At 34.0% G+C, this 25477-nt stretch carries 22 protein-coding genes; 19 read left to right on the plus strand and 3 right to left on the minus strand.

Annotation, left to right across the window (positions count from 1 at the left end; all coding sequences use genetic code 11):
- Positions 1–39 precede the first annotated feature (39 nt).
- From EG814_RS01020 to EG814_RS01055, 8 genes are all read left to right on the plus strand, one after another.
- Entirely contained in the window at positions 40–1044 is a 1005-nt protein-coding gene (locus tag EG814_RS01020; protein ID WP_125718014.1) for an AAA family ATPase, read from the plus strand.
- Between the two features lie 151 nt (positions 1045–1195).
- Positions 1196–2059 carry a DUF58 domain-containing protein gene (locus EG814_RS01025; protein WP_125718016.1) on the plus strand — a complete coding sequence of 288 codons (864 nt, stop codon included), beginning with the start codon at positions 1196–1198 and terminating at the stop codon, positions 2057–2059.
- Positions 2060–2123: 64 nt separating this feature from the next.
- Complete coding sequence (locus EG814_RS01030) at positions 2124–3758, plus strand: phenylalanine--tRNA ligase subunit alpha (RefSeq protein WP_125718018.1); 1635 nt, start codon at positions 2124–2126, stop codon at positions 3756–3758.
- Complete coding sequence (locus tag EG814_RS01035; RefSeq protein WP_125718020.1) at positions 3758–4759, plus strand: vWA domain-containing protein; 1002 nt, start codon at positions 3758–3760, stop codon at positions 4757–4759. The genes EG814_RS01030 and EG814_RS01035 overlap by 1 nt, the downstream gene beginning before the upstream one ends.
- Positions 4760–4847: 88 nt before the next feature.
- Positions 4848–5882: a vWA domain-containing protein gene (locus EG814_RS01040; protein WP_125718022.1), complete on the plus strand. Its 1035-nt coding sequence runs from the start codon at positions 4848–4850 to the stop codon at positions 5880–5882.
- A gap of 42 nt (positions 5883–5924) precedes the next feature.
- The gene (locus tag EG814_RS01045; protein ID WP_125718024.1) at positions 5925–6686 is read left to right on the plus strand and encodes a tetratricopeptide repeat protein; all 762 of its coding nucleotides are present in this window, start codon (positions 5925–5927) and stop codon (positions 6684–6686) included.
- Between the two features lie 110 nt (positions 6687–6796).
- On the plus strand, positions 6797–8545 hold the full coding sequence (locus EG814_RS01050; protein WP_125718026.1) for a BatD family protein: 1749 nt from the start codon (positions 6797–6799) through the stop codon (positions 8543–8545).
- 98 nt (positions 8546–8643) lie between these two features.
- Positions 8644–9390: a tetratricopeptide repeat protein gene (locus EG814_RS01055; RefSeq protein WP_125718028.1), complete on the plus strand. Its 747-nt coding sequence runs from the start codon at positions 8644–8646 to the stop codon at positions 9388–9390.
- A gap of 167 nt (positions 9391–9557) precedes the next feature.
- Here the strand turns inward: EG814_RS01055 and EG814_RS01060 are convergent, their stop codons facing one another.
- The 3 genes from EG814_RS01060 to EG814_RS01070 all read right to left on the minus strand — a co-directional run bounded on the left by EG814_RS01060 (position 9558) and on the right by EG814_RS01070 (position 13012).
- Positions 9558–11108, minus strand: a complete 1551-nt coding sequence (locus tag EG814_RS01060) for a vWA domain-containing protein (protein WP_125718030.1) — start codon at positions 11106–11108, stop codon at positions 9558–9560.
- Between the two features lie 367 nt (positions 11109–11475).
- Positions 11476–12048 carry a 5-formyltetrahydrofolate cyclo-ligase gene (locus EG814_RS01065; RefSeq protein ID WP_125718032.1) on the minus strand — a complete coding sequence of 191 codons (573 nt, stop codon included), beginning with the start codon at positions 12046–12048 and terminating at the stop codon, positions 11476–11478.
- Positions 12035–13012 carry a succinylglutamate desuccinylase/aspartoacylase family protein gene (locus EG814_RS01070; RefSeq protein ID WP_125718034.1) on the minus strand — a complete coding sequence of 326 codons (978 nt, stop codon included), beginning with the start codon at positions 13010–13012 and terminating at the stop codon, positions 12035–12037. The genes EG814_RS01065 and EG814_RS01070 overlap by 14 nt, the downstream gene beginning before the upstream one ends.
- 136 nt (positions 13013–13148) lie before the next feature.
- Here EG814_RS01070 and uvrC point away from each other — a divergent pair, with 136 nt between their 5' ends.
- The 11 genes from uvrC to EG814_RS01120 all read left to right on the plus strand — a co-directional run bounded on the left by uvrC (position 13149) and on the right by EG814_RS01120 (position 25420).
- Positions 13149–14942, plus strand: coding sequence for an excinuclease ABC subunit UvrC (gene uvrC / locus EG814_RS01075; protein ID WP_125718037.1), 1794 nt, complete (start codon positions 13149–13151; stop codon positions 14940–14942).
- A 24-nt stretch (positions 14943–14966) separates the two neighbouring features.
- Positions 14967–17237 (plus strand): patatin-like phospholipase family protein, encoded by a 2271-nt coding sequence (locus tag EG814_RS01080; protein ID WP_235830883.1) that lies wholly within the window; start codon positions 14967–14969, stop codon positions 17235–17237.
- Between the two features lie 297 nt (positions 17238–17534).
- On the plus strand, positions 17535–18692 hold the full coding sequence (locus EG814_RS01085; RefSeq protein WP_125718040.1) for a homogentisate 1,2-dioxygenase: 1158 nt from the start codon (positions 17535–17537) through the stop codon (positions 18690–18692).
- A gap of 228 nt (positions 18693–18920) precedes the next feature.
- Entirely contained in the window at positions 18921–20081 is a 1161-nt protein-coding gene (gene hppD / locus EG814_RS01090) for a 4-hydroxyphenylpyruvate dioxygenase (protein ID WP_125718042.1), read from the plus strand.
- Between the two features lie 298 nt (positions 20082–20379).
- On the plus strand, positions 20380–21150 hold the full coding sequence (locus tag EG814_RS01095; RefSeq protein WP_125718044.1) for a DUF3108 domain-containing protein: 771 nt from the start codon (positions 20380–20382) through the stop codon (positions 21148–21150).
- The gene (locus EG814_RS01100) at positions 21150–22091 is read left to right on the plus strand and encodes a tryptophan 2,3-dioxygenase family protein (RefSeq protein WP_125718046.1); all 942 of its coding nucleotides are present in this window, start codon (positions 21150–21152) and stop codon (positions 22089–22091) included. The genes EG814_RS01095 and EG814_RS01100 overlap by 1 nt, the downstream gene beginning before the upstream one ends.
- 23 nt (positions 22092–22114) lie before the next feature.
- The gene (locus tag EG814_RS01105; RefSeq protein ID WP_125718048.1) at positions 22115–23338 is read left to right on the plus strand and encodes a peptidoglycan DD-metalloendopeptidase family protein; all 1224 of its coding nucleotides are present in this window, start codon (positions 22115–22117) and stop codon (positions 23336–23338) included.
- Between the two features lie 43 nt (positions 23339–23381).
- Complete coding sequence (locus tag EG814_RS01110; RefSeq protein WP_125718050.1) at positions 23382–23996, plus strand: hypothetical protein; 615 nt, start codon at positions 23382–23384, stop codon at positions 23994–23996.
- A gap of 12 nt (positions 23997–24008) precedes the next feature.
- A complete protein-coding gene (locus EG814_RS01115) occupies positions 24009–24629 on the plus strand; it encodes a hypothetical protein (RefSeq protein ID WP_125718052.1) in 621 nt (206 codons plus the stop codon).
- 98 nt (positions 24630–24727) lie between these two features.
- Complete coding sequence (locus EG814_RS20930) at positions 24728–24883, plus strand: hypothetical protein (RefSeq protein ID WP_164515254.1); 156 nt, start codon at positions 24728–24730, stop codon at positions 24881–24883.
- Positions 24884–25420, plus strand: a complete 537-nt coding sequence (locus EG814_RS01120; RefSeq protein WP_125718054.1) for a GNAT family protein — start codon at positions 24884–24886, stop codon at positions 25418–25420. It begins immediately after the preceding gene.
- Positions 25421–25477: the final 57 nt, after the last annotated feature.

Raw genomic sequence — 25477 nt, forward strand, 5'->3', positions numbered from 1 at the left:
AAAATTAGGCGTAAAAATCAAGGTTTTAAAAATATTTATATGGAAGAAAATACAACGACTTTAGACATTAGAGCGATAAATGAAAAAATTGAAAGAGAAAGTGCTTTTATAGACCTTCTTACAATGGAAATGAACAAAGTTATTGTGGGTCAGAAACATATGGTCGAGCGTCTATTAATCGGATTATTGGGACAAGGGCATATTTTATTGGAAGGAGTTCCTGGTTTGGCAAAAACTTTAGCCATCAATACGCTTTCGCAAGCGGTTCAAGGATCTTTCAGCCGTATCCAGTTTACTCCAGATTTATTACCTGCCGATGTTATCGGAACCATGATTTACAACATTAAAGCAAACGAGTTTTCTATTAAAAAAGGACCGATTTTCGCCAATTTCGTACTTGCCGATGAGATTAACCGTGCGCCTGCAAAAGTGCAGTCAGCGCTATTAGAGGCAATGCAGGAGAAACAAGTTACTATTGGTGATTCTACATTCAAATTAGATCGTCCGTTTTTAGTATTAGCAACGCAAAACCCAGTTGAGCAAGAAGGAACTTATGCACTTCCTGAAGCGCAGGTTGACCGTTTTATGCTGAAAGCTGTTATTGATTACCCAAAAATTGATGAAGAGCGTTTTGTAATTCGTCAAAACTTAAAAGGATCTTACGAAAAAGTAAATCCAGTAGTTTCTGTAGACCAGATTTTACGTGCGCAAGAAGCGGTTCGTGAAGTTTATATGGACGAAAAAATTGAGAAATACATCTTAGATATTATTTTCGCAACACGTTACCCAGAAAAATACAAATTAGCCGATTTAAAACCGCTTATCAGTTTTGGAGCTTCTCCTCGTGGAAGTATCAACTTGGCTAATGCTGCAAAATGTTATGCTTTTATCAAACGTCGTGGTTATGTAATTCCAGAAGACGTTCGTGCGGTTGTTCACGATGTGTTGCGTCACAGAGTTGGAATCACTTACGAAGCAGAAGCAGAAAACATTACTTCTGTAGACATTATCAACAAAATCGTTAACGAGATTGAGGTACCTTAAAAAAAGTGCTCAGTGTTCAGTCCCGATAGCCATCGGGATTATTATTCAGTTTACAAACTGAAACTTTAACTGAACACTTATAAAGACAGAATGACTTTTAGAATTTGAGCAAACTGACCACTTTCTATCTGATCACTGAACACTAAAAGAAATGGATACAAAAGAACTTTTAAAAAAAGTACGGAAAATAGAAATCAAAACGAAAAGACTGAGTAATCATATCTTTTCTGGAGAATACCACTCTTCATTTAAAGGACGAGGAATGACGTTTAGCGAGGTGCGTCAATACCAATACGGAGATGATATTCGTAACATCGATTGGAATGTGACCGCACGCTATAATGAAGCTCACGTTAAAGTATTTGAAGAAGAACGTGAATTGACCATGGTTTTAATGGTCGATATTTCGGGTTCGGAATCCTTTGGTTCTAAAAATCAATTCAAAAAAGACATCGTAACCGAAATTGCGGCAACGATGGCTTTTTCGGCTACGCAAAATAATGACAAAATTGGTTTGATATTATTTTCTGATACTATAGAATTATATATTCCGCCTAAAAAAGGACGTTCGCACGTACTTCGCATTATTCGCGAATTGATCGAATTTGAACCAAAAAGCCACAAAACCGATATTGCACAAGCTTTAAAGTTTTTGTCTGGAACCCAAAAAAAGAAAGCCATCATTTTCATGATCTCCGATTTTATGTCTGATGCTTACGAGCATACTTTGAAAATTGCTTCTAAAAAACATGATATTACGGGTGTTCGTGTATATGATATGCGCGAAGAAAAAATTCCAAATTTAGGAATGGTGCACATGCTTGATGCCGAAACAGGCAACATACAGCTGGTTGATACAAGTTCCAAAACTGTTCGAATGAATTACGAAAAACATTATCAGGAAAAACTGAATTACTTTAAAGATACTTTTCGCAAATCGGGTGCAGGAATCGTCAATACAAGGGTTGACGAAAATTACGTAACGAAATTATTAGGCTATTTCAAATCGAGATAAAAATTTGGCAGTTTTGATTAACAAATCAGAAATCGTTAATCTAAAATCAACAATCATTAATCAAATGAAATTTAAACTTTATATATTTTTATTTCTCTTTTCTACCTTGATTTTTGCACAGCAGAAACCTGTAGAAACGAGTATCGATACCACAAAAAATAAGATTGGCGCAGAGTTTAAGCTGACGCTGAAAACTACTGTGACTACAACGCAGAAAGTTGAATTTCCGAAGCTGAAAAATATCGGCGCTTTAGAAGTAATTCAATCCTATCCTATTGATACCGTTAAGAAAGATGGAACATATGAGTTAATCAAAAAATATGGTTTAACACAATTTGATTCTGGTCGTTATACGATTCCAAGCATCAAAATTTTAATCGACAAAAAACCATTTTTAACAGATTCCATTAAAGTTGAAGTTGCAAATGTAAAAGTAGACACGCTGCAGCAAAAAATGTACGATATTAAAGACATCACCACCGTTGACGAAGGAATGAGCAACTGGTGGATTTATGTTTTAATTGCATTACTTATTATAGCAATTGGCGGCTTTGTTTATTGGTACATCAAAAAACATCAAAAGAAAAAAATCGAAGAAGAGGTTTATAAAACTCCAATCGAAAAAGCGACTAGTTTATTAAACAATCTAGAGCAAAAAGAATTGGTTCAAAAAGGCGAAATCAAAGAATATTATAGTGAACTGACAGATATTGCGAGAAATTATATCGAAGAAGCCATTCATATTCCAGCAATGGAGAGTACAACTTCTGAGTTAATTACTGCCATAAGAGAAGCATCGACTAAAAAGAAAATGACGCTTACTCCAGAAACGGTTGAAAATCTAGAGCGTGTTTTACGTCAGGCCGATTTAGTAAAATTTGCGAAATCTAAACCGCTTGATTTTGAAATTACTGATGATAGAAATAAAATTCAGAAAGTAATTTTAACGCTTGACAATGCTATTCCGACTGAAGCTCCTGAGGACATTGAAGATCAATTATTAAATGAAGCACAACGTCAGAAACAAATTCAAATTCAATTACGTAAAAAACGAAATGCACGAATTGGTTACTCAGTTGCGACAGTAATTCTTTTACTATTTATTACAACAACCTATTTTGTTGTAACAAAAGGTTTTAACTATGTAAAAGACAATTTAATTGGCCATCCTTCTAAAGAATTACTGGAAGGAGAATGGGTAAAAAGTGCTTACGGAAATCCTGCTATTCTTATTGAAACTCCAAAAGTTTTAAAAAGAATGGATACAGAGAAGGCACTTCCAAAAGAAGCTATGGCGCTTATTAAAGAAATGCAGCTTTTTGCATACGGAAGCATGATTGATAATTTTTATGTAACGGTTTCTACATCCAAATTCAAACAGCCAACCGATATAGATTTAAGCAAAACCCTTGAAGGTACTTTAAAAATTATTGAAGCTCAGGGCGGACAAAATATTATTGTAAAACAGGAAGATTTTCAAACAAACGAAGGTATTCAGGGAATAAAAGGTTACGGAACAATGTCTGTTTTGAATCCTGCAACTAAGACAAGTACAAAAGCATATTATGAATTGCTTCTATTTAAACAAGATCAAGGTTTACAGCAAATTATGATTTTACATGAAGAAGGAGATACGTATGCAAACGAAATCACGACCCGAATATTAAATTCTGTTGAACTTCAAAGAGCGAACAACTAATGAGTAAGATTAATTTTTTAAATCCAGAATTCTTTTGGTTGTTTCTTTTAATTCCAATTGCCGTTATATGGTTTTTCTGGAAAAGAAACCAGCAGTCGGCTACCTTAAAAATGAGTTCGACAGCGGGTTTCAAAAACAGCGAATCTTTTTGGACAAAAGCAAAACCATGCTTATATATTTTTAGGATACTAGCTTTAAGTTCATTAATTATCGCTTTGGCACGACCAAGAACAGTAGACATAAGCAATCAGACCAAAACAACAAAAGGAATTGATATTGTAATGGCAATTGACGTTTCTGGATCTATGTTGGCAAAAGATTTGAAACCAAATCGTATGGAAGCTTTAAAGAGAGTTGCCGCCGATTTCGTTGGAGAAAGACCAAACGACCGAATCGGATTGGTATTATATGCTTCTGAAGCTTATACAAAAACTCCAGTTACAAGCGATAAAGCTATAATTCTTGAAGCTATCAAAGGAATTAAATACGATACTGTACTTCAAGATGGAACTGGGATTGGAATGGGATTGGCAACTGCTGTAAACCGTCTAAAAGATAGTAAAGCAAAAAGCCGCGTTATTATTCTTTTGACCGATGGTGTAAATAACGCCGGATTTATCGAACCAGAGACTGCTGCAGATATTGCCAAACAATACGGAATAAAAGTCTATACAATTGGTTTAGGAACAAACGGTATGGCTTCATCTCCATACGCCTACGCACCAAACGGAGGATTTTTATTTAAAATGCAAAAAGTGGAAATCGATGAACGATTAATGAAAAGTATTGCACGTAAAACCGACGGAACCTATTTTAGAGCAACAAGCAATGATAGATTAGCCGAAATATACAACGCTATTAACAAGCTGGAAACAACAGAAATTCAGGAATTGAAATTCTATGATTACGATGAAAAATACAGAATCTTTGTTGCTGTTGCTGTCTTTTTATTATTACTTGAAGTTGGATTAAGAAATACGGTTTACAGAAGCTTTATTTAATTTTTCAAAATTAAAAAATCCCAAATCCTAAAATTCCAAATTACAAAAATTGGAATTTGGAATTTAAAAATTGGAATTTAAAACATTTATGGAATTAGACGAAAAAAAATATTTATATCTCTTATTACTGATCCCAATTGTGGTCTGTATTTTCCTTTTCAATATGTATTGGAAAAGAAGAACGCAGCGCGAATTTGGTGATCTTGAAATGGTAAAAAGATTGAGTCCTGAAAAATCAGTTTTTAAACCTGTTTTAAAAATTGTAGTGATTCTTCTAGCGTTAACTTGTTTAATTATCGGATTAGTAAATCCGAAGATTGGAACAAAAATGGAAACCGTAAAAAGAGAAGGAATCGATATTGTTTTTGCAGTAGATGTTTCTAAAAGTATGCTTGCCGAAGACGTTGCACCAAGCCGTTTGGCAAAGAGCAAGCAGCTGGTTTCGCAGATCATCAATCAATTAGGAAGCGACCGAATCGGAATCGTAGCTTATGCGGGAAGTGCTTTTCCTGTTTTGCCAATAACATCAGATTATGGTGTTGCAAAAATGTACTTGCAAGGCATGAATCCCGATATGGTTTCGTCTCAAGGAACTTCTCTTGATGAAGCAATTAGACTATCGACAACTTATTTTGATGAAAAAAGCAAAACAAGCAAATTACTGATTTTAATTTCTGACGGAGAAGATCATTCTGAAGGAGCTTCTACCGCTGCGGAAGAAGCCAACAAAATAGGAATGAAAATTATTACTATCGGAGTTGGAACAGAAAGAGGAGCAACAATTCCTTTAAAAGAAAATGGTGTTTTAAGGGGTTATCAAAAAGATCAAAATGGTGAAACGGTAACGACAAAACTAAATCAGGAAGGCTTAAAAACTATTGCTAAAGCCACAAAAGGCGGATACGTTTATGGCGGAAGCACTAAAGAAGTTTTGGACTACGTAAAAAATGCACTGAATAATATTCAGAAAACAGAATTTGAAGCTACTCAAATGGCCGAATTTCAATCGCAGTTTCAATGGTTTATCGGATTCGCATTTTTATTGCTTTTCCTAGACATTTTCTTATTAGAAAGAAAAACAAGCTGGATCAAAGAGTTGGATTTATTTAATGAAAAGAAATAAATGTTCGTGCTGAAATTTCGAACAAAAAACATAAAAATTAGAATGAAAAATTTACTTCTTTATATTTTACTAACGGTTTCTTTTGCGGTTTCTGCTCAAGAGAAAGACAAAACATTGCCTGCAGCCAACGAAGAATATAAACAGAATAAATTTGTTGATGCTGAGGCAAACTATAGAATTTCGGAATCTAAATTTCCTAAACGTTCAGCGGCGCCTTATAATTTAGGAAATACCATTTATAGACAAAACCAGATTTCGGAAGCTAAATTTGCTTACGCGAAAGCGATAAAAAACGCCAAAACAAGGCCTGAAAAACATAAAGCGTATCATAATCTTGGAAACGTTTTCATGAAAGAAAAAGATTATACGCAGGCGGTTGAAGCTTACAAACAAGCACTGCGAAACGATCCAACCGATGATGAAACGCGTTACAACTATGCTTATGCCAAACAAAAACTAAAAGAGAATCCTCCTAAAAACGATCAGAAAGACAAAAATAAGGACAAAGACAAGGATAAGGATAAAAACAAAGACAAGGACAAAGACAAAAATAAAGATAAGGACAAGGATAAAAAAGACGATAAAGGCGACCAGGACAAAGACAAAAAAGATGGTCAAAACGATCCTAAAAAAGACGACAAGTCTGATAATAAGGGAGAGCCAAAACCACAACCTGGCGGAATATCAAAAGAGCGTGTTCAGAATTTGTTGGATGCAGTAAATAATGAAGAAAAGAAAATTCAGGACAAAGTAAACGCTCAAAAAGTAAAAGGAAATCCTAAGAAAACAGAAAAAGACTGGTAAAATTTGGTTAATCGTTTAACCGTTAATTTGTTTATTTGACCCAAACAATACGATTAAACAAAATGACGTTTAAACGATTAAACATTAAAAAACAACGATTAAAACAAGTAATGAAAAGATATTTAATTCTATTTCTACTCACTTTTCAAGGACTTTTGGCTCAAGTACAATTTGAAGCCAGAGTCAGCAAAAACACACTTGGAGTTAACGAAAGACTTCGCATCGATTTCATTATGAATGTCGACGGCGACAATTTTGAGCAACCTCCTTTTGAAGGATTCAGTATGGTTGCGGGGCCAAGCCAGCAAATCAGCCAATCGTGGGTAAACGGACGCAGTTCTTTTCAAAAAATATATTCTTATATTCTTCAGCCACAAAGAAAAGGAACGCTCACTATCAAACAAGCTGCTATAGAATACAATGGTCAAGTTTATAAAACTTCTCCAATAAAAGTTACGGTTACCAATGCCGTTGCTCAAGAAAGAGATCCTAACGACAGACCTCCTGGTTCTGGAAATGAGTTGTTGACTCTTGTGGCCGAAATCTCAAAAACAAACCCATACCTAAACGAACCAATTACAGTTGTTTACAAATTGTATTTCAATAATATTGGAGTTACACGTTTTAAAGAATTGGCAAAACCTAAGTATAATGATTTCTGGAATCAGAACATAGAAATCAAGCAATTGTCAATGGAAGAAGGAAGTTTCCAAGGCGAGCGATGTTATTATGTAATCTTGAAAAAAGCAATTTTATATCCGCAGAAATCAGGAAAACTTACTATCGAACCTCTTTCATTAGATATTGAGGTACAATTACCAACTAATCGTCGTGATATGTTTGGTCAAATGATTATTGCTGAAGACAATAAAATAGTTACTGCCGGAGCCAAAACAATTAATGTTAGGCCGCTTCCTGAAAGCAATAAACCAGAAGGATTTACTGGAGCTGTTGGAAAATTGAATTTTACTGTCACTCCATCAAAAACAACACTTAAAAATGGTGAAGGACTAGATTTAATAGTAAGCGCACAAGGAACTGGAAACATGAAGTTATTTACGCTTCCAAAACCAGTTGTTCCGAATGCCTTAGAAATGTACGATCCTGTTCACGATGAGCAAGTAACGACTTCACTAAACGGTATGTCTGGAAGAATTACAGACAAATATACCATCGTGCCACAATACAGAGGAAAATATGCGATAAAACCAATGCAATTCTCTTATTTCGATTTGAATACTGGTACTTACAAAACCATCACTTCAAAAGAAATTATGATTGATGTTCTGGACGGACCAACTCCTGCAGAGGCAAATACAAATGCATCTGCTTCTAAAAACATTGCAGAGAAAGCAGATCAATTCAAAAACATTAAATCTAAAACAGCATTAATTCCTGTTGCTAAAAATGATTTTTATGATTCTAAACTTTATTTAGGATTGCTGTTTGCGCCGTTTATCATTATTCCGATTATCATTTTAGCTAGAAAGAAAAAAGAAGCTATGGATAATGATGTTACTGGAAATAGAATTAGAATGAACAATAAGCTGGCGAAGAAATATTTATCGCAAGCGAAGAAACATCTTAACAACAAAGAGCCTTTCTATATCGCACTTGAAAAAGCAATGCATAATTTCTTGAAAGCAAAACTGCACATTGAAACTTCAGAGATGAGCAAAGATAATATTCGAGAATTGCTACTATCTAGAAATGCAAATCCAGAAACGGTTCAGAATTTTATTGCGCTGACTGAAAACTGTGAATTTGCACGTTATGCACCAGCATCGAGCGCTTCAATTCAGCAAGATTATGATAAAGCGGTTATGATTATTTCTGAATTAGAAAAACAGATTGTTTAATTTTTATAGCAATCCCGATAGCTATCGGGAGCAATAGAAAATTGATTTAGATTGAGTCGAATTTAAGTTCGCAAAGTTGAAAATCTTATTATAAAAAAATGAAAAACATACTATATCTCTTTTTATTAATCTCGCAGGTTTTCTTTGCGCAAGGTCGCTTTGAATCGGCTAATGCATTGTACCAAAAAGGACAATACAAAGAAGCGGCGCAAGTTTATGAGAACATCATAAAAGAAGATAAATTACATTCTGCAGAATTGTATTTTAATCTCGGAAACTGTTATTATAAATTAAATCAAGTTGCGCCTTCGATTTATAATTACGAAAAAGCTTTGGTTCTTAAACCAAACGATCCAGAGACTTTAAACAATTTAAAATTTGCTAAAAAACTAACTATTGACGAAATCAAAGAAGTTCCGAAAGTGGGTTTTGCAAAAATGATCCAAAACTTTACTTCTATTTTTGATTATAATACTTGGGCAAAAATTTCTGTTGGGCTAGGTTTTGTGTTTTTATTGAGTTTTATTGGTTATTATTTCTCAAACGCTACAATAGTTAAAAGGGTTTATTTTGTCGGAATGTTTGTTATTTTAATTGCTTTTGCTTTAAGCATTTCAGCTGGAATGTCTGAAAAAAGCCATTTTGACAATGATCGTGTTGCCATTGTTTTTTCTGAATTAAGCCAAGTTAGACATAAACCTGAAAAATCTTCAAATGGAATTATTTTATTACACGAAGGAGCAAAAGTCTATGTACTGGAAAGTATTGCAGGCTGGAAAAAAATCGAATTGACAGACGGAACGCAAGGTTGGATAGATTCTTCGACAATTAAAGAAGTAAAATAAAAGTTTTTATATTTCAAATATAGAAATCCCAAATTCCAAAATAGTTGGAGTTTGGGGTTTGTTTTTTTTAGAATCCGAAGGATTCATATCTAAAAACCTTTTTCAAAAAGAAAAATCCAAACTCCAAAATAATTGGAATTTGGATTTTTTAAACTTGGAATTTAATATTAATTTACCGCATCAACCAATCTCACAAATTCAGATCTATACCCATCATCATCGTTTGATAAACCAGATTTTGCTAATTTTTTGATATCCGAACTTGAACTGTTTGCAATATATTTTGATTCGCGCAATTTTAATCCGAACCAAGAAACCGCCGTTGTGAATTTAAAATCTTGAGAACTGTTTTCTAAGTCTGTTTTCTTGTCTGCGATAACATTTACAATTTCAATACTTTTGTTGCCATCAGGTTTTTTATATCTAAACTTCACCGTTGCCAACTCATCACTATGATTTTCAGTCGATTTCTGCGTTTTAGTATATTTTAGATCCGATGGAACATAATCACTATCTACACCATTCGGAACAATCTCGTAAAGCGCCGTAACCGAGTGTCCACTGCCTAATTCGCCAGCATCAATTTTATCATTTTTAAAATCTTCTGCATTTAATTTTCTGTTTTCATAACCAATCAATCGATACGCTTGAACATGATTTGGATTGAACTCGATTTGGATTTTTACATCTTTTGCGATAGCAAACATTGACCCTTTAAATTCTTTTCCTAGAAAACGATTCGCTTCTTGAATGTTATCGATATAAGCATAATTTCCATTTCCTTTATCGGCAAGAATTTCCATTTTGCTGTCTTTATAGTTCCCCATTCCGAATCCTAAAACGGTTAAAAAAACGCCAGATTCTCTTTTTTGTTCAATCAATTTCAAGATATCATCATCAGACGAAGCGCCTACATTAAAATCGCCATCAGTTGCAATCACGACTCTATTGTTTCCTTCCTTAATAAAATTCTGCTGTGCCAGTTTATAGGCTAATTCTATTCCTTCTCCTCCTGCCGTACTTCCGCCTGCATGCAAATCGTCAAACGCATCTATAATTTCGTCTTTGCTATCACCAGAAGTTGGTTCTAAAACCACTCCGGCAGAACCGGCATAAACGACAATCGAAACTTTATCAATTGGGCGAAGTTCTTTTACCAGAACTTTCATTGATTCTTTTAGCAAAGGCAATTTATTCTGTTCATCCATCGAGCCCGAAACGTCAACTAGAAAAACCAGATTAGATGCCGGCAAATTTGCCATTGGAACGTTTTTTCCCTGCAAACCAATTTTCAGTAATCGACTGTTTTTATTCCACGGACAATCGCTGTATTCGGTATTTATAGAAAACGGATGCTCGCCATCTGGCTGTGGATATTTGTATTTAAAAAAATTAATCATTTCTTCTACTCGAACAGCGTCTTTTGGAACTTTCTGCCCTTCGTTTATAAATCTGCGAATATTAGTGTAAGATGCATTATCAACATCGATAGAAAACGTAGAAAGAGGTTCTTTTAACGGAGACTCGAATGGATTTTCTTCTAAAGTGGCGTAGCTTTCTGTGTTTGGATCTTCCATATAATTTTCTTCTGGAATTTCATCAGTTGCAACAACTGTCATATCCATTGTTTCGCTAGCTTGATCTGGCGCGTAACCTTTTTTACAACCGTAAATAGTAAGTACGAGGAATGCCATCATAAAGAAATTAAGATTTCTCATAAAGTAAATTTTTAAAAATTAATAAATGGGTTATTGACTTCAAATAAGGACTAGCATTCCGGATTTACTAGAGGCGATTATTTGCAATTTTCGAAGGCTAAAAATCGTGCCAAAAAATTACAAACGTTTTTCTTACAGGAAAGAAAAATTGAGAAACCTAGATTTTACAAGGTATAAGGTTTAGAATATTTTTGAGCAAAGTTTTTTTTCGCCACGAATTCACGAATTATTTTAATTTTTTTTGTCGTAAATCTTGTGTTGATTTTTTGCCACGAATTACACCAATTCGCACGAATTTTTTATTTAATTCTTTCAAAATAAATTCGTGAATTCGTGGCGAAAAAAAGTAATTTGTGGCGGAAAAGAATTATCGGAAATCGTAAATTTTCTCTGGCGTTACACAGAAATCCAGTTTGATATCCGATTCAAAAACATCATCAATTTGGCTAACCGATTCAAAAAAAGAAACCCCGATTTTGATCGTTTCGGGTTTGCATTCCGCTAAGAATTTATCGTAGAAACCTTTTCCGTAACCAATACGGTTTCCGAAAATATCAAAAGCTAGAAGTGGCACGAAAACCACTTCCACTTTAGATGAAGGAACTTCGATTCCGTCAACAGGTTCAGGAATATTATATTCGTTTTTTTTGATTTTCGTATTATCGGTTAAAAGAAAATGAGTCATTTTTCTGGTGTCAAAATCACTTTTTGAGATCAGGATTTCTTTGTCTTTTCCAGAAAGGAGATGCAGAATATATTCGGTGTTTATTTCTTTTTGTTCTTCAATCGGCAGAAAAACATGATAATAGATTTTATCCCAAATGGGCATTTGAATTAATTGATTCGCAATTGCCAGACTCTTCTCTTCTATATCATCAAAAGAAAGCGCTTTACGTAAATTTTTATATTCAATTCGAAGTTCTTTTTTACTCGTCGGCATTATCGGGTGTTTTAGATAAATGATAAATAGCATCGCCTTCGTAAACAATTGGCGAATGATTGGCATTAATTACATACCCATCATGAGGCGCTTTTACTTTTTGTTCAAACTTTCCGAACGGATCTGTAATTATGGCTAAGATAGTTCCTTTGGTTACAAATTTTCCAACCAGATTAAAATCATGCAGCAAACCCGAACATTTTGCTCGCAACCAAACCGATTGTTTAATATAAATAGTTGGTGTCAATGCTGGTTCCATAATTTGTTTAGAATCGAGCATCTCCAAGTAATGAAGCAAACGTTTGGTGCCTAAAACTCCTTGATTGGCAATTTCATTATTGATATCTAACGATTTTCCGCCTTCAAAAAGAAGCATTTTTACATTAGCAGTTTCAGAAGTTTTTCTAAAAGAGCCATTTATATTTTTAGAATAAAGCGTAAAAGGCGCATTAAAAATATCGGCCAGAACTTTCAATTCAGGATTATTTTCTGTGATTCTGATTTGAGGAGCATTAAAACGGCTTGCTCCGCCTGCATGAAAATCGACAGCATAATCTAAAATCGGCAAGATTTCTTCGACAATATGATAGGCAAATCGGCTGGCAAGAGAACCTTTTTTACTTCCTGGAAAAACACGATTTAAATCGCGTCCGTCTGGAAACTCGCGAGATTTATTCACAAAGCCGTACATATTAATAACCGGAATGCAGATAATTGTACCGCGAGCAGGTCTGTTTATTTTTTTACTTATGATCTGACGAACAACTTCGACACCATTAATTTCGTCACCATGAATTCCTGCAGAAAATAAAATGGTCGGCCCCTCATGCTTGGAACGGCGCACAATTACAGGAATATTCAACTTGGTTGTGGTATGCAATCGGGCAATTTCGACGTTTATGGTTCTGTGTTCTCCCGGCAAAATCGATTCGCCAAAAATAACCAATGGAGTACTATTTTTCATGTAGAATTATAAAATCTAAATATAGAAATTATTCTTTTGATTTTGTAAATTTGAAACTAATTCAATGTTAAGCTTCTTTTGGAAATCGGAACGGTTTTTGAAAAGCTTCTCCAACAATCTTCAGAAACAAAATAGAATGCAAAAACCTGCCTTAGATCTTCAAATTTTAACTTTGCCTGACAATCCTGGCGTTTATCAATATTATGATAAAGATGGGAAAATCTTGTATGTCGGCAAAGCCAAAAATTTAAAAAAAAGGGTTTCATCCTATTTCAATAAAATTCACGATACTGCGAAAACGAATGTTTTGGTAAAAAAAATCGTGACAATAAAACACATCGTAGTTCCAACAGAAACCGATGCGCTCTTATTAGAAAACAATTTAATTAAAACATTGCAGCCGAGATATAATGTTTTATTGCGCGATGATAAAAGTTATCCGTGGATTTGCATTAAAAAAGAACCTTTTTCTAGAATATTTTTAACGAGAAGAATGGTCAAAGACGGCTCAGAATATTTTGGTCCGTACACCAATTTCAAAATGGTATACACGATTTTGGATTTGATTAAAGAATTGTATCCGCTTCGAACTTGCACTTACGATTTGAGCGAATCCAATATTAATTCTGGAAAATTTAAAGTTTGTTTAGAATATCATATCGGGAATTGCAAAGGGCCGTGTGAAGGTTTAGAACCTTTGGAAGAATATCAAAGACAAGTGAATGCGATTCGCGAAATCTTGAAAGGGAATTTTAAAGAAAGTTTAAAGGATTTCAAGAAATTGATGAACACTTATGCACAAAATCTTCAGTTTGAAGAAGCGCAGAAAATCAAGGAAAAGATTGAAGTTTTAGAGAATTATCAATCTCGCTCAACGATTATAAATCCGAAGATTACCAATATTGATGTCTTTTCGATTGTTTCTGACGAAAGTGCGGCTTATGTCAATTTTCTTCAAATTTCTCACGGTTCGATTATTCGTTCGCATACTTTAGAAATGAAGAAAAAGTTGGATGAAAGCGATGAAGAATTATTAGAATTAGCGATTGTAGAACTTCGTGAGCGTTTTCAGTTATTATCCAAAGAAATTATTGTTCCTTTTGAATTGGATTTGGGAGAAAACATCAAAATCACGGTTCCGCAACTTGGAGATAAAAAACAGATTTTAGATTTATCCATTCGAAATGCCAAATTCTACCGAATCGAACAGTTGAAACAATTGCAGATTGTAGATCCAGATCGTCACGTAAATAGAATTATGGCTCAGATGCAGAAAGATTTACGTCTTCCTTCTGAACCTCGACATATAGAATGTTTTGACAACTCGAACATTCAGGGAACCAATCCTGTTGCGGCTTGTGTGGTTTTTAAGGACGGAAAACCAAGCAAAAAAGATTACCGCCATTTTAATGTAAAAACCGTTGAAGGTCCAAACGATTTTGCCTCGATGACCGAAATTGTATATCGCCGCTACAAAAGATTATTGGACGAAAATGAACCGCTTCCGCAATTAATTATTATTGACGGTGGAAAAGGACAGCTTTCGGCAGCATTAAAAAGTATCGACGATCTAGGATTACGAGGAAAAGTTGCCATTATCGGAATCGCAAAACGTCTCGAAGAGCTTTTTTATCCCGGAGATTCGATTCCGCTTTATTTAGATAAAAAATCGGAAACATTAAAAGTTATTCAGCATTTAAGAAACGAAGCACACCGATTTGGAATCACTTTTCATAGAGACAAACGAAGCAAATCGGCACTTAATTCTTCTGTAGAAAGTATTCCTGGAATTGGCGAAAAAACAATGACAACGTTAATTCAACATTTCAAAAGTGTTAAAAGATTAAAATTGGCAACAGAAAAGGAGATTTCAGAAGTGATCGGTGTCTCTAAAGCAAAAAAAATTGTCGACTTTTACAAAACCAACTAGTTAGTTTTTATGCTCCAAACAAAAATGTCTATTTCAAAAAGGTTTTCATTCTTTCCCTATTTTTCGGGAAACATTTGGTGCACCATTCTTTTTATTTTCTATTTTTCATTATTTCTTCCAGTAAAATTATTTTCTCAAGAAATTAAAAAAGACAGCATTAAGAGACCAAAAATTGGTTTGGTTTTAAGCGGAGGTGGCGCCAAAGGTTTTGCTCACATTGGTGTTTTAAAAGTTTTGGAAGAAGCAGGAATCAAAATTGACTATATTGGCGGAACCAGCATGGGATCTGTAATCGGCGGACTTTATGCTTCTGGTTATAATGCTTCTCAAATCGATTCTATTTTTAAAAAAACCAATTTCGACGAATTAATAAACGATTATATTCCGCGTTCTTCTAAGAATTTTTACGGCAAGAAAAATGACGAATTATATGCTATTGTGTTACCTTTCAGCAATTTCAGAGTAGGCATTCCAGAAGCGCTTTCAAAAGGAATGTACAATTATAATTTATTAAGCAGTTTGACCAGAAACGTGCGACATGTTCGCGATTTTAACAAACTGCCAACTCCGTTTTTATGTATCGGAACCAATATTGAAACAGGCGAAGAAGTTTTACTTAACAAAGGAAATCTTGTTCAAGCGATGATGGCCAGTGCGGCTTTTCCTTCTCTATTTACTCCTGTAGAAATTGACGGAAATTTATTGGTTGATGGAGGCGTTGTCAATAATTATCCGATAAAAGAAGTTCGTAATCTTGGAGCAGATATTATTATTGGCGTTGACGTTCAGGATGATTTAATGAAAAGAAAAAACCTGAAAAATGCCACCCGAATTCTGGTTCAAATTACCAATTTGCAGTCTATCGATAAGATGAAAAGCAAAATCAAGGATACCGATATTTATATCAAACCCGATATTCGTGATTATGGCGTAATCTCATTTGACAAAGGAGAGGAAATTATTAGAAAAGGAGAAGAAGCTGCTTTTGCGGTATATGAAAAAATCAAATCTCTAACCGATGAAAATAACTTTTATAAAAAACCAAAGTTAAAAGTTGCTACAGATACGCTTCAGATTAAAAACATAAATACAGACAGATTAGAAAATTACACTAAAGAATACATTCGTGGTAAACTTCGTTTTAAACCCGGAAGTACTATAACTTACGATGGTCTTCAGACTGGAATAAATAACTTAAATGCGACACAGAACTTTAGCACGATTTCTTACTGTCTCCAGCCAAATGATGGAAAAGACGATCTTGATTTGGTGTTAAAAGAAAATCCAACCCAAACGTATTTAAAACTTGGACTTCATTACGACGGACTTTATAAAAGTGGTATTTTATTAAATCTTACGCATAAAAAGACATTTTTGAAAAATGATGTTACTTCTTTGGACATAATTTTGGGCGATAATTTTAGATACGATTTCAATTATTATGTAGAAAATGGCTTTAATATCAGCTTTGGTTTCCGTTCGAGATTGAATCAGTTTAATCGAAATGTAACGACAAGTTTAAGTAGCGTTTTAAATGAAACTCCAAATGTTGGTCTTATAAATGTCGATTTTATGGACGTTAACAATCAGGCTTATTTTCAGACCATATTTGTACAGAAATTTTTAATGGGTGGCGGTTTAGAATATAAATATCTAAAAATCAACTCGCCAACCCTTGCCAATGAAAACAACATTATTGATAAAAGCAACTACTTCAGTGCTTTTGCTTATTTAAAATATGATTCTCTCGACGAAAAATATTACCCGAGTTCTGGATTGTATTTTTCTACCGATCTGCAGACGTATATGGCTTCTTCAGATTATACCAATACTTTTAAGCCTTTTTCAATTGCAAAAGCCGAAGTCTCTTTTGTAAATACTTTATTTAGAAAAGCTACTTTTAAAATTGATGCCGATGCAGGTTTTACTTTCGGCAACAGCAGTGTTCCTTTCTTCGATTTTATTTTAGGCGGATATGGTTACAGCAAAATCAACAACTTCAATTATTTTTATGGTTATGATTTTTTAAGTATTGCCGGAAACAGCTATATCAAAACTGGAATTACACTCGATTACGAAATTCTAAGAAAAAACCACATTAACTTCTCTGCGAATTTTGCCAATTTAGGAAATGACATTTTCTCTACCGTAGACTGGGTTTCTATGCCAAAGTACACGGGTTATGCAGTTGGTTACGGTTTAGAAACGATCATTGGCCCCATAGAAGTAAAACAATCTTGGTCTCCAGAAATGTCAAAAAGTTTTACATGGTTTAGCATTGGTTTCTTATTTTAGTAGTATAACAGAGAATACTTCAACAAAATCAAGCTATTTTTTTGCTTAGTAGAAATTAAATCAAAAAAATCAGAACATTTTTTAGTTATAAATAATATAATTTTTATTTTTACTCCGAAAAAATTACGACATTTGTTATAATGAAAACAAATTGGACAGGTTTATTAGAGTATCTTCAATTCCTCATCAAGAGAAATCCTGAGTAAGCTATCGAATTGAGATAATTAGATCATATAAAAATGATCAGATTATCTGTTCACACAATTCTAATTTTCAAATTATCTAATTGAAAAAGCTATGCCATTATATCATAAACTCGGAGATTTTCCGCAAAAGCGACACACCCAATTCGAAAAACCAAACGGTGGTTTTTATTACGAACAATTGTTCGGGACAGAAGGTTTTCACGGACATTCTTCGCTATCTTATCATGTACACAGACCAACGCAGGTTAAAGAAATTTTAAACTCTTATTCGGTTGAACCCAAAATTGCAATCGGAAAAAATATAAAATCATTATTGTTTAAAGGTTTTGAATTGAAACCTGAAAATGACTTTTTGGACAGCCGAAAAGCCATGTTAGTCAACAAAGACTGTATCATCGGTTTGGCCGCACCAAAAGAATCGCTTCGAAATTATTTCTACAAAAATGCCGATGCTGATGAAATGCTTTTCATCCATAAAGGGAAAGGAAAATTAAGAACCATGTTAGGAAATATTCCATTCGAATATGGCGATTATTTAATTATTCCGCGTGGTGTTATTTATCAGATTGATTTTGAAACTGATGAAAACCGACTTTTTTACGTAGAATCCTATTCTCCTTTTTATACGCCAAAACGTTATAAAAATCAATCGGGTCAGCATTTAGAACATTCGCCATTTTGCGAACGCGATTTTATTTTGCCAAACGAATTGGAAACGCACGATCAAAAAGGTGATTTTTTAATTAAAATCAAAAAAGAAGGCATGATCCACGAAGTGGTCTACGCTACACATCCGTTTGACGTTGTAGGCTGGGACGGCTACAATTTCCCATACGGATTTTCAATTCACAATTTCGAACCTATAACGGGGCGCGTTCACCAACCGCCACCGGTACATCAGACTTTTGAAACGGCCACTTTTGTCGTTTGCTCTTTCTGCCCAAGACTTTACGATTATCATCCGAAAGCAATTCCGGCGCCATACAATCACAGCAATATAGATTCTGACGAAGTGCTATATTATGTAGATGGCGATTTTATGAGTCGTAATAATATTGAGCAAGGTCATATTACTTTACACCCAAAAGGAATTCCGCACGGACCAGCGCCAGGCGCAATGGAACGCAGTATTGGGCACAAGGAAACTCAGGAATTAGCCGTTATGGTTGATACTTTCCGCCCATTAATGGTAACTGAAGAGGCCATGGGGCTTGATGATGGTCAGTATTACAAATCCTGGACGGAGTAATTAGTCGATTTAAACGCAAAGTTCACAAAGGATTTTCGCAAAGCACACAAAGTTTTTCTAATATATTTTTTTCAAAAATAAGTTCGCAAAGCTTTGCGCTCCTTGCGATTTAAAAATTCTTATTATAAAATCTTTGCGCCCTTTGCGGTTAAAAAAAAACACAGTCAAAAAACAACACTTTCGGTTAAACAGATTAACGATTAACCGATTAAACAAAATAAAAACATCATGAGTAAAGAAATTAAATCAGTAGAATACGGATTAGAGAAAATATTTGAAGGAGCGCAGGATTTCCTTCCCTTATTAGGAACAGATTATGTAGAATTTTATGTGGGAAATGCGAAACAAGCTGCACACTATTATAAATCTGCATTTGGATATCAGTCTTTGGCTTACGCAGGATTAGAAACGGGCGTTCGTGACAGAGCATCTTATGTGATCAAACAAGACAAAATTAGAATTGTTTTGACAACGCCTTTAACAGCAGATTCTCCAATAAATGAACATTTGAAAAAACATGGTGACGGTGTAAAAGTTGCTGCTCTTTGGGTTGAAGATGCAAGAAGTGCTTACGAAGAAACGATTAAACGTGGCGCACGTTCGTTTATGGAACCAACTGTAGAAAGTGATGAATTTGGAGAAGTAGTCCGTTCTGGAATTTACACTTATGGAGAAACGGTTCACATTTTTGTAGAAAGAAAAAATTACAAAGGTGTTTTCTTACCTGGTTACCAAGAATGGAAATCTGATTTTAATCCAGAACCGACTGGCTTAAAATACATTGACCACATGGTTGGAAATGTGGGCTGGAACGAAATGAATACTTGGGTTAAATTCTACGAAGAAGTTATGGGATTTGTAAATTTCCTTTCTTTTGACGACAAACAAATTAATACTGAATATTCGGCTTTGATGAGTAAAGTAATGTCTAACGGAAACGGAAGAATTAAATTCCCAATCAACGAACCAGCCGAAGGAAAGAAAAAATCTCAAATTGAAGAGTATTTAGATTTCTATGGTGGACCTGGAATTCAGCATATTGCTATTGCAACAGATGACATTATAAAAACCGTTTCGGCTTTAAAAGCTCGCGGTGTAGAATTTTTATCACCTCCGCCTCATGCCTATTATGAAGCAATCCCAGAAAGATTAGGCGTTCATATGGATGTGATGAAAGAAGATTTGAACGAAATTGAAAAATTAGCGATCATGGTTGATGCCGATGAAGATGGCTACCTTTTACAGATTTTTACAAAGCCTGTTCAGGATCGTCCGACCCTTTTCTTCGAAATTATTCAAAGAATGGGTGCAAAAGGATTTGGTGCAGGTAACTTTAAAGCCCTTTTTGAGTCAATTGAAAGAGAGCAAGAATTGAGAGGAACGCTATAAAATGTTAATTTTGATATAGAAAACCGCATAATTCACCAAAAAATGATGCTTTTTTTGCAAATGTTATGTTAAACTTGACTTTTGCTATTTGATTTTTGAACTTTCTATCTATCTTTGCACTCGCAAATCAGGAAGGGGTGGTTTCCTTCCGAATTGATATAAATTTCATAATTTATAGTTTTTTGGTTAGTTAATAGCATAAAAACTCAGTCATCTTTGACTGAGTTTTTTTGTTTTGATACATTTGGAATAGAATTTGCATTTATTTATCTTTATAATAAAACGTAAAGAATGTACTATGAAAAAGCTCATCCTCATTATATTAGCACTAACGACACTTGCCTTTACTCCGCAAAAAGAAGATGCCTTCGATACTGGAGAATATTTCAAATTTAGAATACATTATGGAATTGTAAATGCTGGTTACGCCACTCTTGAAGTTAAAGATGCAACGATAAACAACAAAAAAGTATTTCACTCTATAGGAAAGGGTTACACAACTGGAATGTCTAAATTTTTCTTTAAAGTCGAAGATTTATACGAAAGTTATTTTGACAAAGAAACTGGCAAACCTTACCGCTATGTTAGAAAAATTGACGAAGGCGGCTACACCAAAAATCAAGAAGGTTTTTTCAATCAAAATGAAAATAGAGTTTTGGTAAAAGACTATAAACGCAAATCAGAAAAAACGATAATCGTAACAGAGAATGTACAAGATATTGTATCAGCATTTTATTTTTTAAGAAACCATCCAAACATTGACAAACTTAAATCGGGAGAAGCCATTACAATTGACATGTTTTTTGATGATGAAATCACAAAATTTAAGTTAAAATATGTAGGTCGTCAAGATATTACGACTAAATTTGGAACCGTTTCTACAATGGTCTTTAAGCCATTGGTGCAGACAGGCAGAGTATTTAAAGAAAAAGAGAGCTTAACACTCTGGATAACAGATGATGTAAACAAAGTTCCTATAAGAATTAAAGCAGATTTAGCTGTAGGTTCTCTTAAAGCTGATCTCGATGAATATAAAGGATTACAAAGTCCACTTAAAGTAAAAAAATAATGAACCCTACAGATAATTCTGAAGCGATTTTAAAAGAAATTGACCTAAAATTTCAAGCCATAAATCAAAAAACTGATGTTCAATTAGAAGGATTGCTTTGGTCTAAACCTATCACATATTGGGACTACATTCAGACCGACGCCCTTTTAAGCTTGCAAATTCAGCGTACCACGCTTCCTGATGAAATGGTTTTTATTATGTACCATCAGGTAAACGAATTGATCTTTAAAATGATTTTGTGGGAAATTGATCAGATTGCTGAAACTAAAAACATTGGGGTCGATTTTTTCAGCGAAAGATTATCAAGAATTACCAGATATTTTGATATGCTTACCAATTCATTCAGTATTATGGAAAACGGAATGGAAGTAAATCAATACATGAAATTCAGAAACACGCTTACTCCGGCCAGCGGTTTTCAGAGCGCGCAATATCGAATGATCGAATTTGCCTCAACCGACGTTATCAATTTAACAGACCGCAGATACAAAGCCAATTTTGACGAAAATACCGATTTAGAAACTTCATTTGAACATTTATATTGGCAGGCTGCTGGAAAAGATTATCATACTGGCGAAAAATCATATTTGCTGCAGGAGTTTGAGAAGAAATATAAAGTTCAGTTTCTGAGACAAATGTCCGATTTTAAAACAAAAAATATCTGGCAGAAATTCACACAATTACCTATTGAAGATCAACAAAATACAGCATTAATCGATGCGATGCGCCATTACGACAAAACTGTAAATATAACTTGGGTAATGCAGCATCTTAATACGGCCAGAAAATATATTCTGGAAAGCGGAAAAGGTAATGGAGAAGCAACGGGAGGAAGCGACTGGCAAAAATATATGCATCCAAAATTTCAAAGACGCATCTTTTTTCCTAAATTGTGGACCGAAGAAGAATTGTCCAATTGGGGAACAGAAACTACCGTTTAATTCTCCCACAAAATCCCAAAAGTTTGAAAAAAGCAGTCGTAATTTTAATTGTATTGTTTTCGATTTTCTCATGTAACCAAAAAGAAGAAAAACAAGTCGAAACCAAAATCACTAAACCAAAACCAAAAAAAATAGAATTCGGTTTTAATTACGCAGATTTTAATATTGTTAATGACACTATCTCAAAAGGAGATTCTTTTGGATCAATCCTGCAAAGCCAAAATATTGGAAACAAAAAAGTACACGATATTGTCCAACAGGTAAAAGATTCTTTCAATGTAAGATCCATTCGATACAACAAGCCTTTTACGTTACTCCGATCAAAAAATAAAACTAATAATTTACAAGTTTTTATTTATCAGCCAGACGCCCTTACCTATTATGTTATCGATTTAAGAGACAGTATTGCAAAAGCTTACAAAAAAACAAAACCCGTAACTTTTAAAAGAAAAATGATTGGTGGTGTTTTAAAAAGTTCTTTATCTGAAACTTTAGGAAACGAAAGTGTCGAAACAGCATTGGCCAGCAGAATTACAAAAGTATTTTCTTGGTCTATTGATTTCTTTAAACTTAAAAAGGGAGATCGCTACGGGTTAATTTTTACCGAGAGATTCATCAACGGCAAAACTTACGATGGTGTCGAAGATCTTAAAGCCGCATTTTTTGAGTATAAAGGAAAAATCATTTATGCTTTTCCTTTTGAAAGAGACACTACTTCTGGAAAAATTGAATATTATGATGACGAAGGAAGAACACTTAAGAACTTCTTCTTAAAAACTCCTATTAAATTTAGCCGAATCACTTCAAGATTTACCATGAACAGATACCATCCGGTACAACACAGATGGAAAGCTCATAAAGGAACCGATTATGCCGCTCCAACAGGAACACCAATTTCGACCACAGCATCTGGAGTTGTTGAAGCAACCGGATACACCGCTGGAAACGGAAACTTTGTAAAAGTAAAACACAACGGAACCTACTCTACTCAATACTTACACATGTCCAAAATTTTGGTTCGCAGAGGACAGCGTGTTACACAAGGCCAGACAATTGGTTTGGTTGGAAGCACAGGTTTGGCTTCTGGTCCGCATGTTTGTTACCGTTTTTGGAAAAATGGAGTTCAAGTAGACGCGCTTCGACTCAATCTTCCAACGGGAGAATCTTTGACTGGAAATGATAGAACCCGTTTCATGAAACAGATTGAACCTTTGAAGAGAGAATTGGATAGTATTGGAAATTTGTAAGAATAAACCTTTATTTTAGCAAAAACTAAAAACTCCTAATTTTATGAAATTCAAAAATATCTTGCTGCTTTTCATTTTTGCAGTAAACCTTTCTATTGCACAAAACAATACCAAAGTCACTCGTGAATACGGAAGTTCCAATAAAGACATTCAAGATTTTATGGAGTTTGAAAAAATTTATTTGGAAGAGTTTAATTTTGAAGGAGAAAGTCTAAAAGGAAAGCTGTACACCATAAACCTACAAGAATTTACCGATGGAAAATTAGTTAATACGTCTCAACTTTTTGACGGATCCGGAATCAAAAGTGATCATTTCACAGTAAAATCAACTAAAGAATCAGTACGCTTTTTCTTTAAACTAGCAGAGGGAAAATTAAAAACATACATAATTTGCAGAGGAGGCAGAAGTAAAAAATCTTATTTTGATTTAAGAGACGATCCAGACAATTACGCAGTAAAAGACTTTTTCGGAAAAAAAATAGAAGTGAATATTGATGCCAATCAAGAAACACCAATTATTGCTATTATTACCCCAACAAGACATCCTGATGGCTTCAGCTCTTATTGTGAAGTTGTACAATCAGATGTTAAGCCCGAAAACCTTGGGACGCATTTTAAAATTCCTCACTATTTCTTGGTCACTATTAAATTCAAATAATAAAGCAAGATCATGAAAAAAGAACGCCTTAGAACTATTTACAATGAAACTTTTTCTGGCTTAAAGTTATTTTATAGAGATACAAATCTTCCTGAAAATTTAATTTTAAAGTATAAAGTAGGACAGATCATTCAAGAAAAAGGTTTTACCGATATGAGTTCGATTGGCGGCGGCCTTTCTGGAAATCTGAGATATTTGATTGCAAGTGCTCATCCAAAAGATTTATCAAAATTTAATGCCGATTCAGGAAAAATCGGTCATTTTCTTTTAGACTCAATTGCTTATTTCAAAGTTTTAGATATTCAAAAAATTGGAAACAAAACGCAGATTTTTCTTTTGAATATTCCAGACAATTCGATTTCGCTTTTTAAAAATTCATCTTCAAATTTAGAAGAAGAAATTACAGAAAAAGCTCAAAAACGCTTTCGCGAAAAAATCGATGCTGACTTGATTCCAGAATTGCAAACCGATAATTGGAAAGAAAGAACCAAACTTCCTCTTGGAATGAGCGAAAACGGCGAATTGTTTTTTGATGATTCGAAAATTAAAACTGAGACTTTTAAAAGAATTGAAGTCGACACAGAAAAGAAAATTATTCATATCAATAAAAAACCTTGGTGGAAGTTTTGGTGATAAAATTTCGTATTTGGTAAAAAGTTAAAATTAAAAAATCAAACAAAAAAAAAGAGCTATATTTGTAGCATAATTATTACACTTAAAATCTTTATGAAATGGCGACAACAATAAAAATTACTCCTGTAGTAAAAGGCAAAGAATCCGAAAGATTCAATGCGGCCATATCTTCAAGTAAAACAAATAAGATTTCTGAAGAAAAAAAAGCTAGAATATTTTCTTTAGTCAGCAAAATTATGGCTAAAAAAGCTTAAATGGATTTATCTAACTTTGCATTTTCAGCATTGAATAATGATGACGTTTTGGAAAATTTTGATTGTGAAGACAGCGAAATAAATGAATTTCTACTTGAAGATTCTAAAAATTATCAAAACGAAAAAATAACAAGCACCTATTTATTTAAGGATAAAAATCTTATTGCAGCTTTTTTTTCAATTTCAAATGACTGCTTAAATGATTTAGGCTATGAAAATTCCATTTGGAATAAATTACACCGAAAGATAAAGTTACCAAATGAGAAAAGAATCAGACAATATCCAGCGGTAAAAATAGCGAGATTAGGAATTGATAAAAACTACAAAGGCCAAGGATTATCTCACCAACTTCTAGATTTCATTAAGGGATGGACATTCATTGAACACAAACCAGCCTGCCGTTTATTAATTTTAGACGCTTATAATCAGCCAGTACAGCTTTCTACTTATCAAAAAAATGATTTTCTTTTTTTACTTGATTCTGATAAAGACGACAAACATAGATTTATGTATTTTGATTTAATGAGATTGGAATAATATCCATACAATTAATTTCAAACCCATAAAACGTTTTCGTAACTAATTGTTATATAA

The organism is Flavobacterium ustbae, assembly GCF_003946915.1.
GTDB classification, from domain to species: Bacteria; Bacteroidota; Bacteroidia; order Flavobacteriales; family Flavobacteriaceae; genus Flavobacterium; species Flavobacterium ustbae.

What these genes read in the sequence shown, in the direction of transcription:
- EG814_RS20930 (WP_164515254.1), top strand. Translation starts at nt 24,728, where the DNA reads ATGGCGACAACAATAAAAATTACTCCTGTAGTAAAAGGCAAAGAATCC.
- EG814_RS01120 (WP_125718054.1), top strand. Translation starts at nt 24,884, where the DNA reads ATGGATTTATCTAACTTTGCATTTTCAGCATTGAATAATGATGACGTT.
- EG814_RS01100 (WP_125718046.1), top strand. Translation starts at nt 21,150, where the DNA reads ATGAACCCTACAGATAATTCTGAAGCGATTTTAAAAGAAATTGACCTA.
- hppD (WP_125718042.1), top strand. Translation starts at nt 18,921, where the DNA reads ATGAGTAAAGAAATTAAATCAGTAGAATACGGATTAGAGAAAATATTT.
- EG814_RS01085 (WP_125718040.1), top strand. Translation starts at nt 17,535, where the DNA reads ATGCCATTATATCATAAACTCGGAGATTTTCCGCAAAAGCGACACACC.
- EG814_RS01060 (WP_125718030.1), bottom strand. Translation starts at nt 11,108, where the DNA reads ATGAGAAATCTTAATTTCTTTATGATGGCATTCCTCGTACTTACTATT.
- EG814_RS01080 (WP_235830883.1), top strand. Translation starts at nt 14,967, where the DNA reads ATGTCTATTTCAAAAAGGTTTTCATTCTTTCCCTATTTTTCGGGAAAC.
- EG814_RS01110 (WP_125718050.1), top strand. Translation starts at nt 23,382, where the DNA reads ATGAAATTCAAAAATATCTTGCTGCTTTTCATTTTTGCAGTAAACCTT.
- EG814_RS01065 (WP_125718032.1), bottom strand. Translation starts at nt 12,048, where the DNA reads ATGCCGACGAGTAAAAAAGAACTTCGAATTGAATATAAAAATTTACGT.
- EG814_RS01025 (WP_125718016.1), top strand. Translation starts at nt 1,196, where the DNA reads ATGGATACAAAAGAACTTTTAAAAAAAGTACGGAAAATAGAAATCAAA.
- uvrC (WP_125718037.1), top strand. Translation starts at nt 13,149, where the DNA reads ATGCAAAAACCTGCCTTAGATCTTCAAATTTTAACTTTGCCTGACAAT.
- EG814_RS01070 (WP_125718034.1), bottom strand. Translation starts at nt 13,012, where the DNA reads ATGAAAAATAGTACTCCATTGGTTATTTTTGGCGAATCGATTTTGCCG.
- EG814_RS01040 (WP_125718022.1), top strand. Translation starts at nt 4,848, where the DNA reads ATGGAATTAGACGAAAAAAAATATTTATATCTCTTATTACTGATCCCA.
- EG814_RS01020 (WP_125718014.1), top strand. Translation starts at nt 40, where the DNA reads ATGGAAGAAAATACAACGACTTTAGACATTAGAGCGATAAATGAAAAA.
- EG814_RS01095 (WP_125718044.1), top strand. Translation starts at nt 20,380, where the DNA reads ATGAAAAAGCTCATCCTCATTATATTAGCACTAACGACACTTGCCTTT.
- EG814_RS01035 (WP_125718020.1), top strand. Translation starts at nt 3,758, where the DNA reads ATGAGTAAGATTAATTTTTTAAATCCAGAATTCTTTTGGTTGTTTCTT.
- EG814_RS01030 (WP_125718018.1), top strand. Translation starts at nt 2,124, where the DNA reads ATGAAATTTAAACTTTATATATTTTTATTTCTCTTTTCTACCTTGATT.
- EG814_RS01055 (WP_125718028.1), top strand. Translation starts at nt 8,644, where the DNA reads ATGAAAAACATACTATATCTCTTTTTATTAATCTCGCAGGTTTTCTTT.
- EG814_RS01115 (WP_125718052.1), top strand. Translation starts at nt 24,009, where the DNA reads ATGAAAAAAGAACGCCTTAGAACTATTTACAATGAAACTTTTTCTGGC.
- EG814_RS01050 (WP_125718026.1), top strand. Translation starts at nt 6,797, where the DNA reads ATGAAAAGATATTTAATTCTATTTCTACTCACTTTTCAAGGACTTTTG.
- EG814_RS01045 (WP_125718024.1), top strand. Translation starts at nt 5,925, where the DNA reads ATGAAAAATTTACTTCTTTATATTTTACTAACGGTTTCTTTTGCGGTT.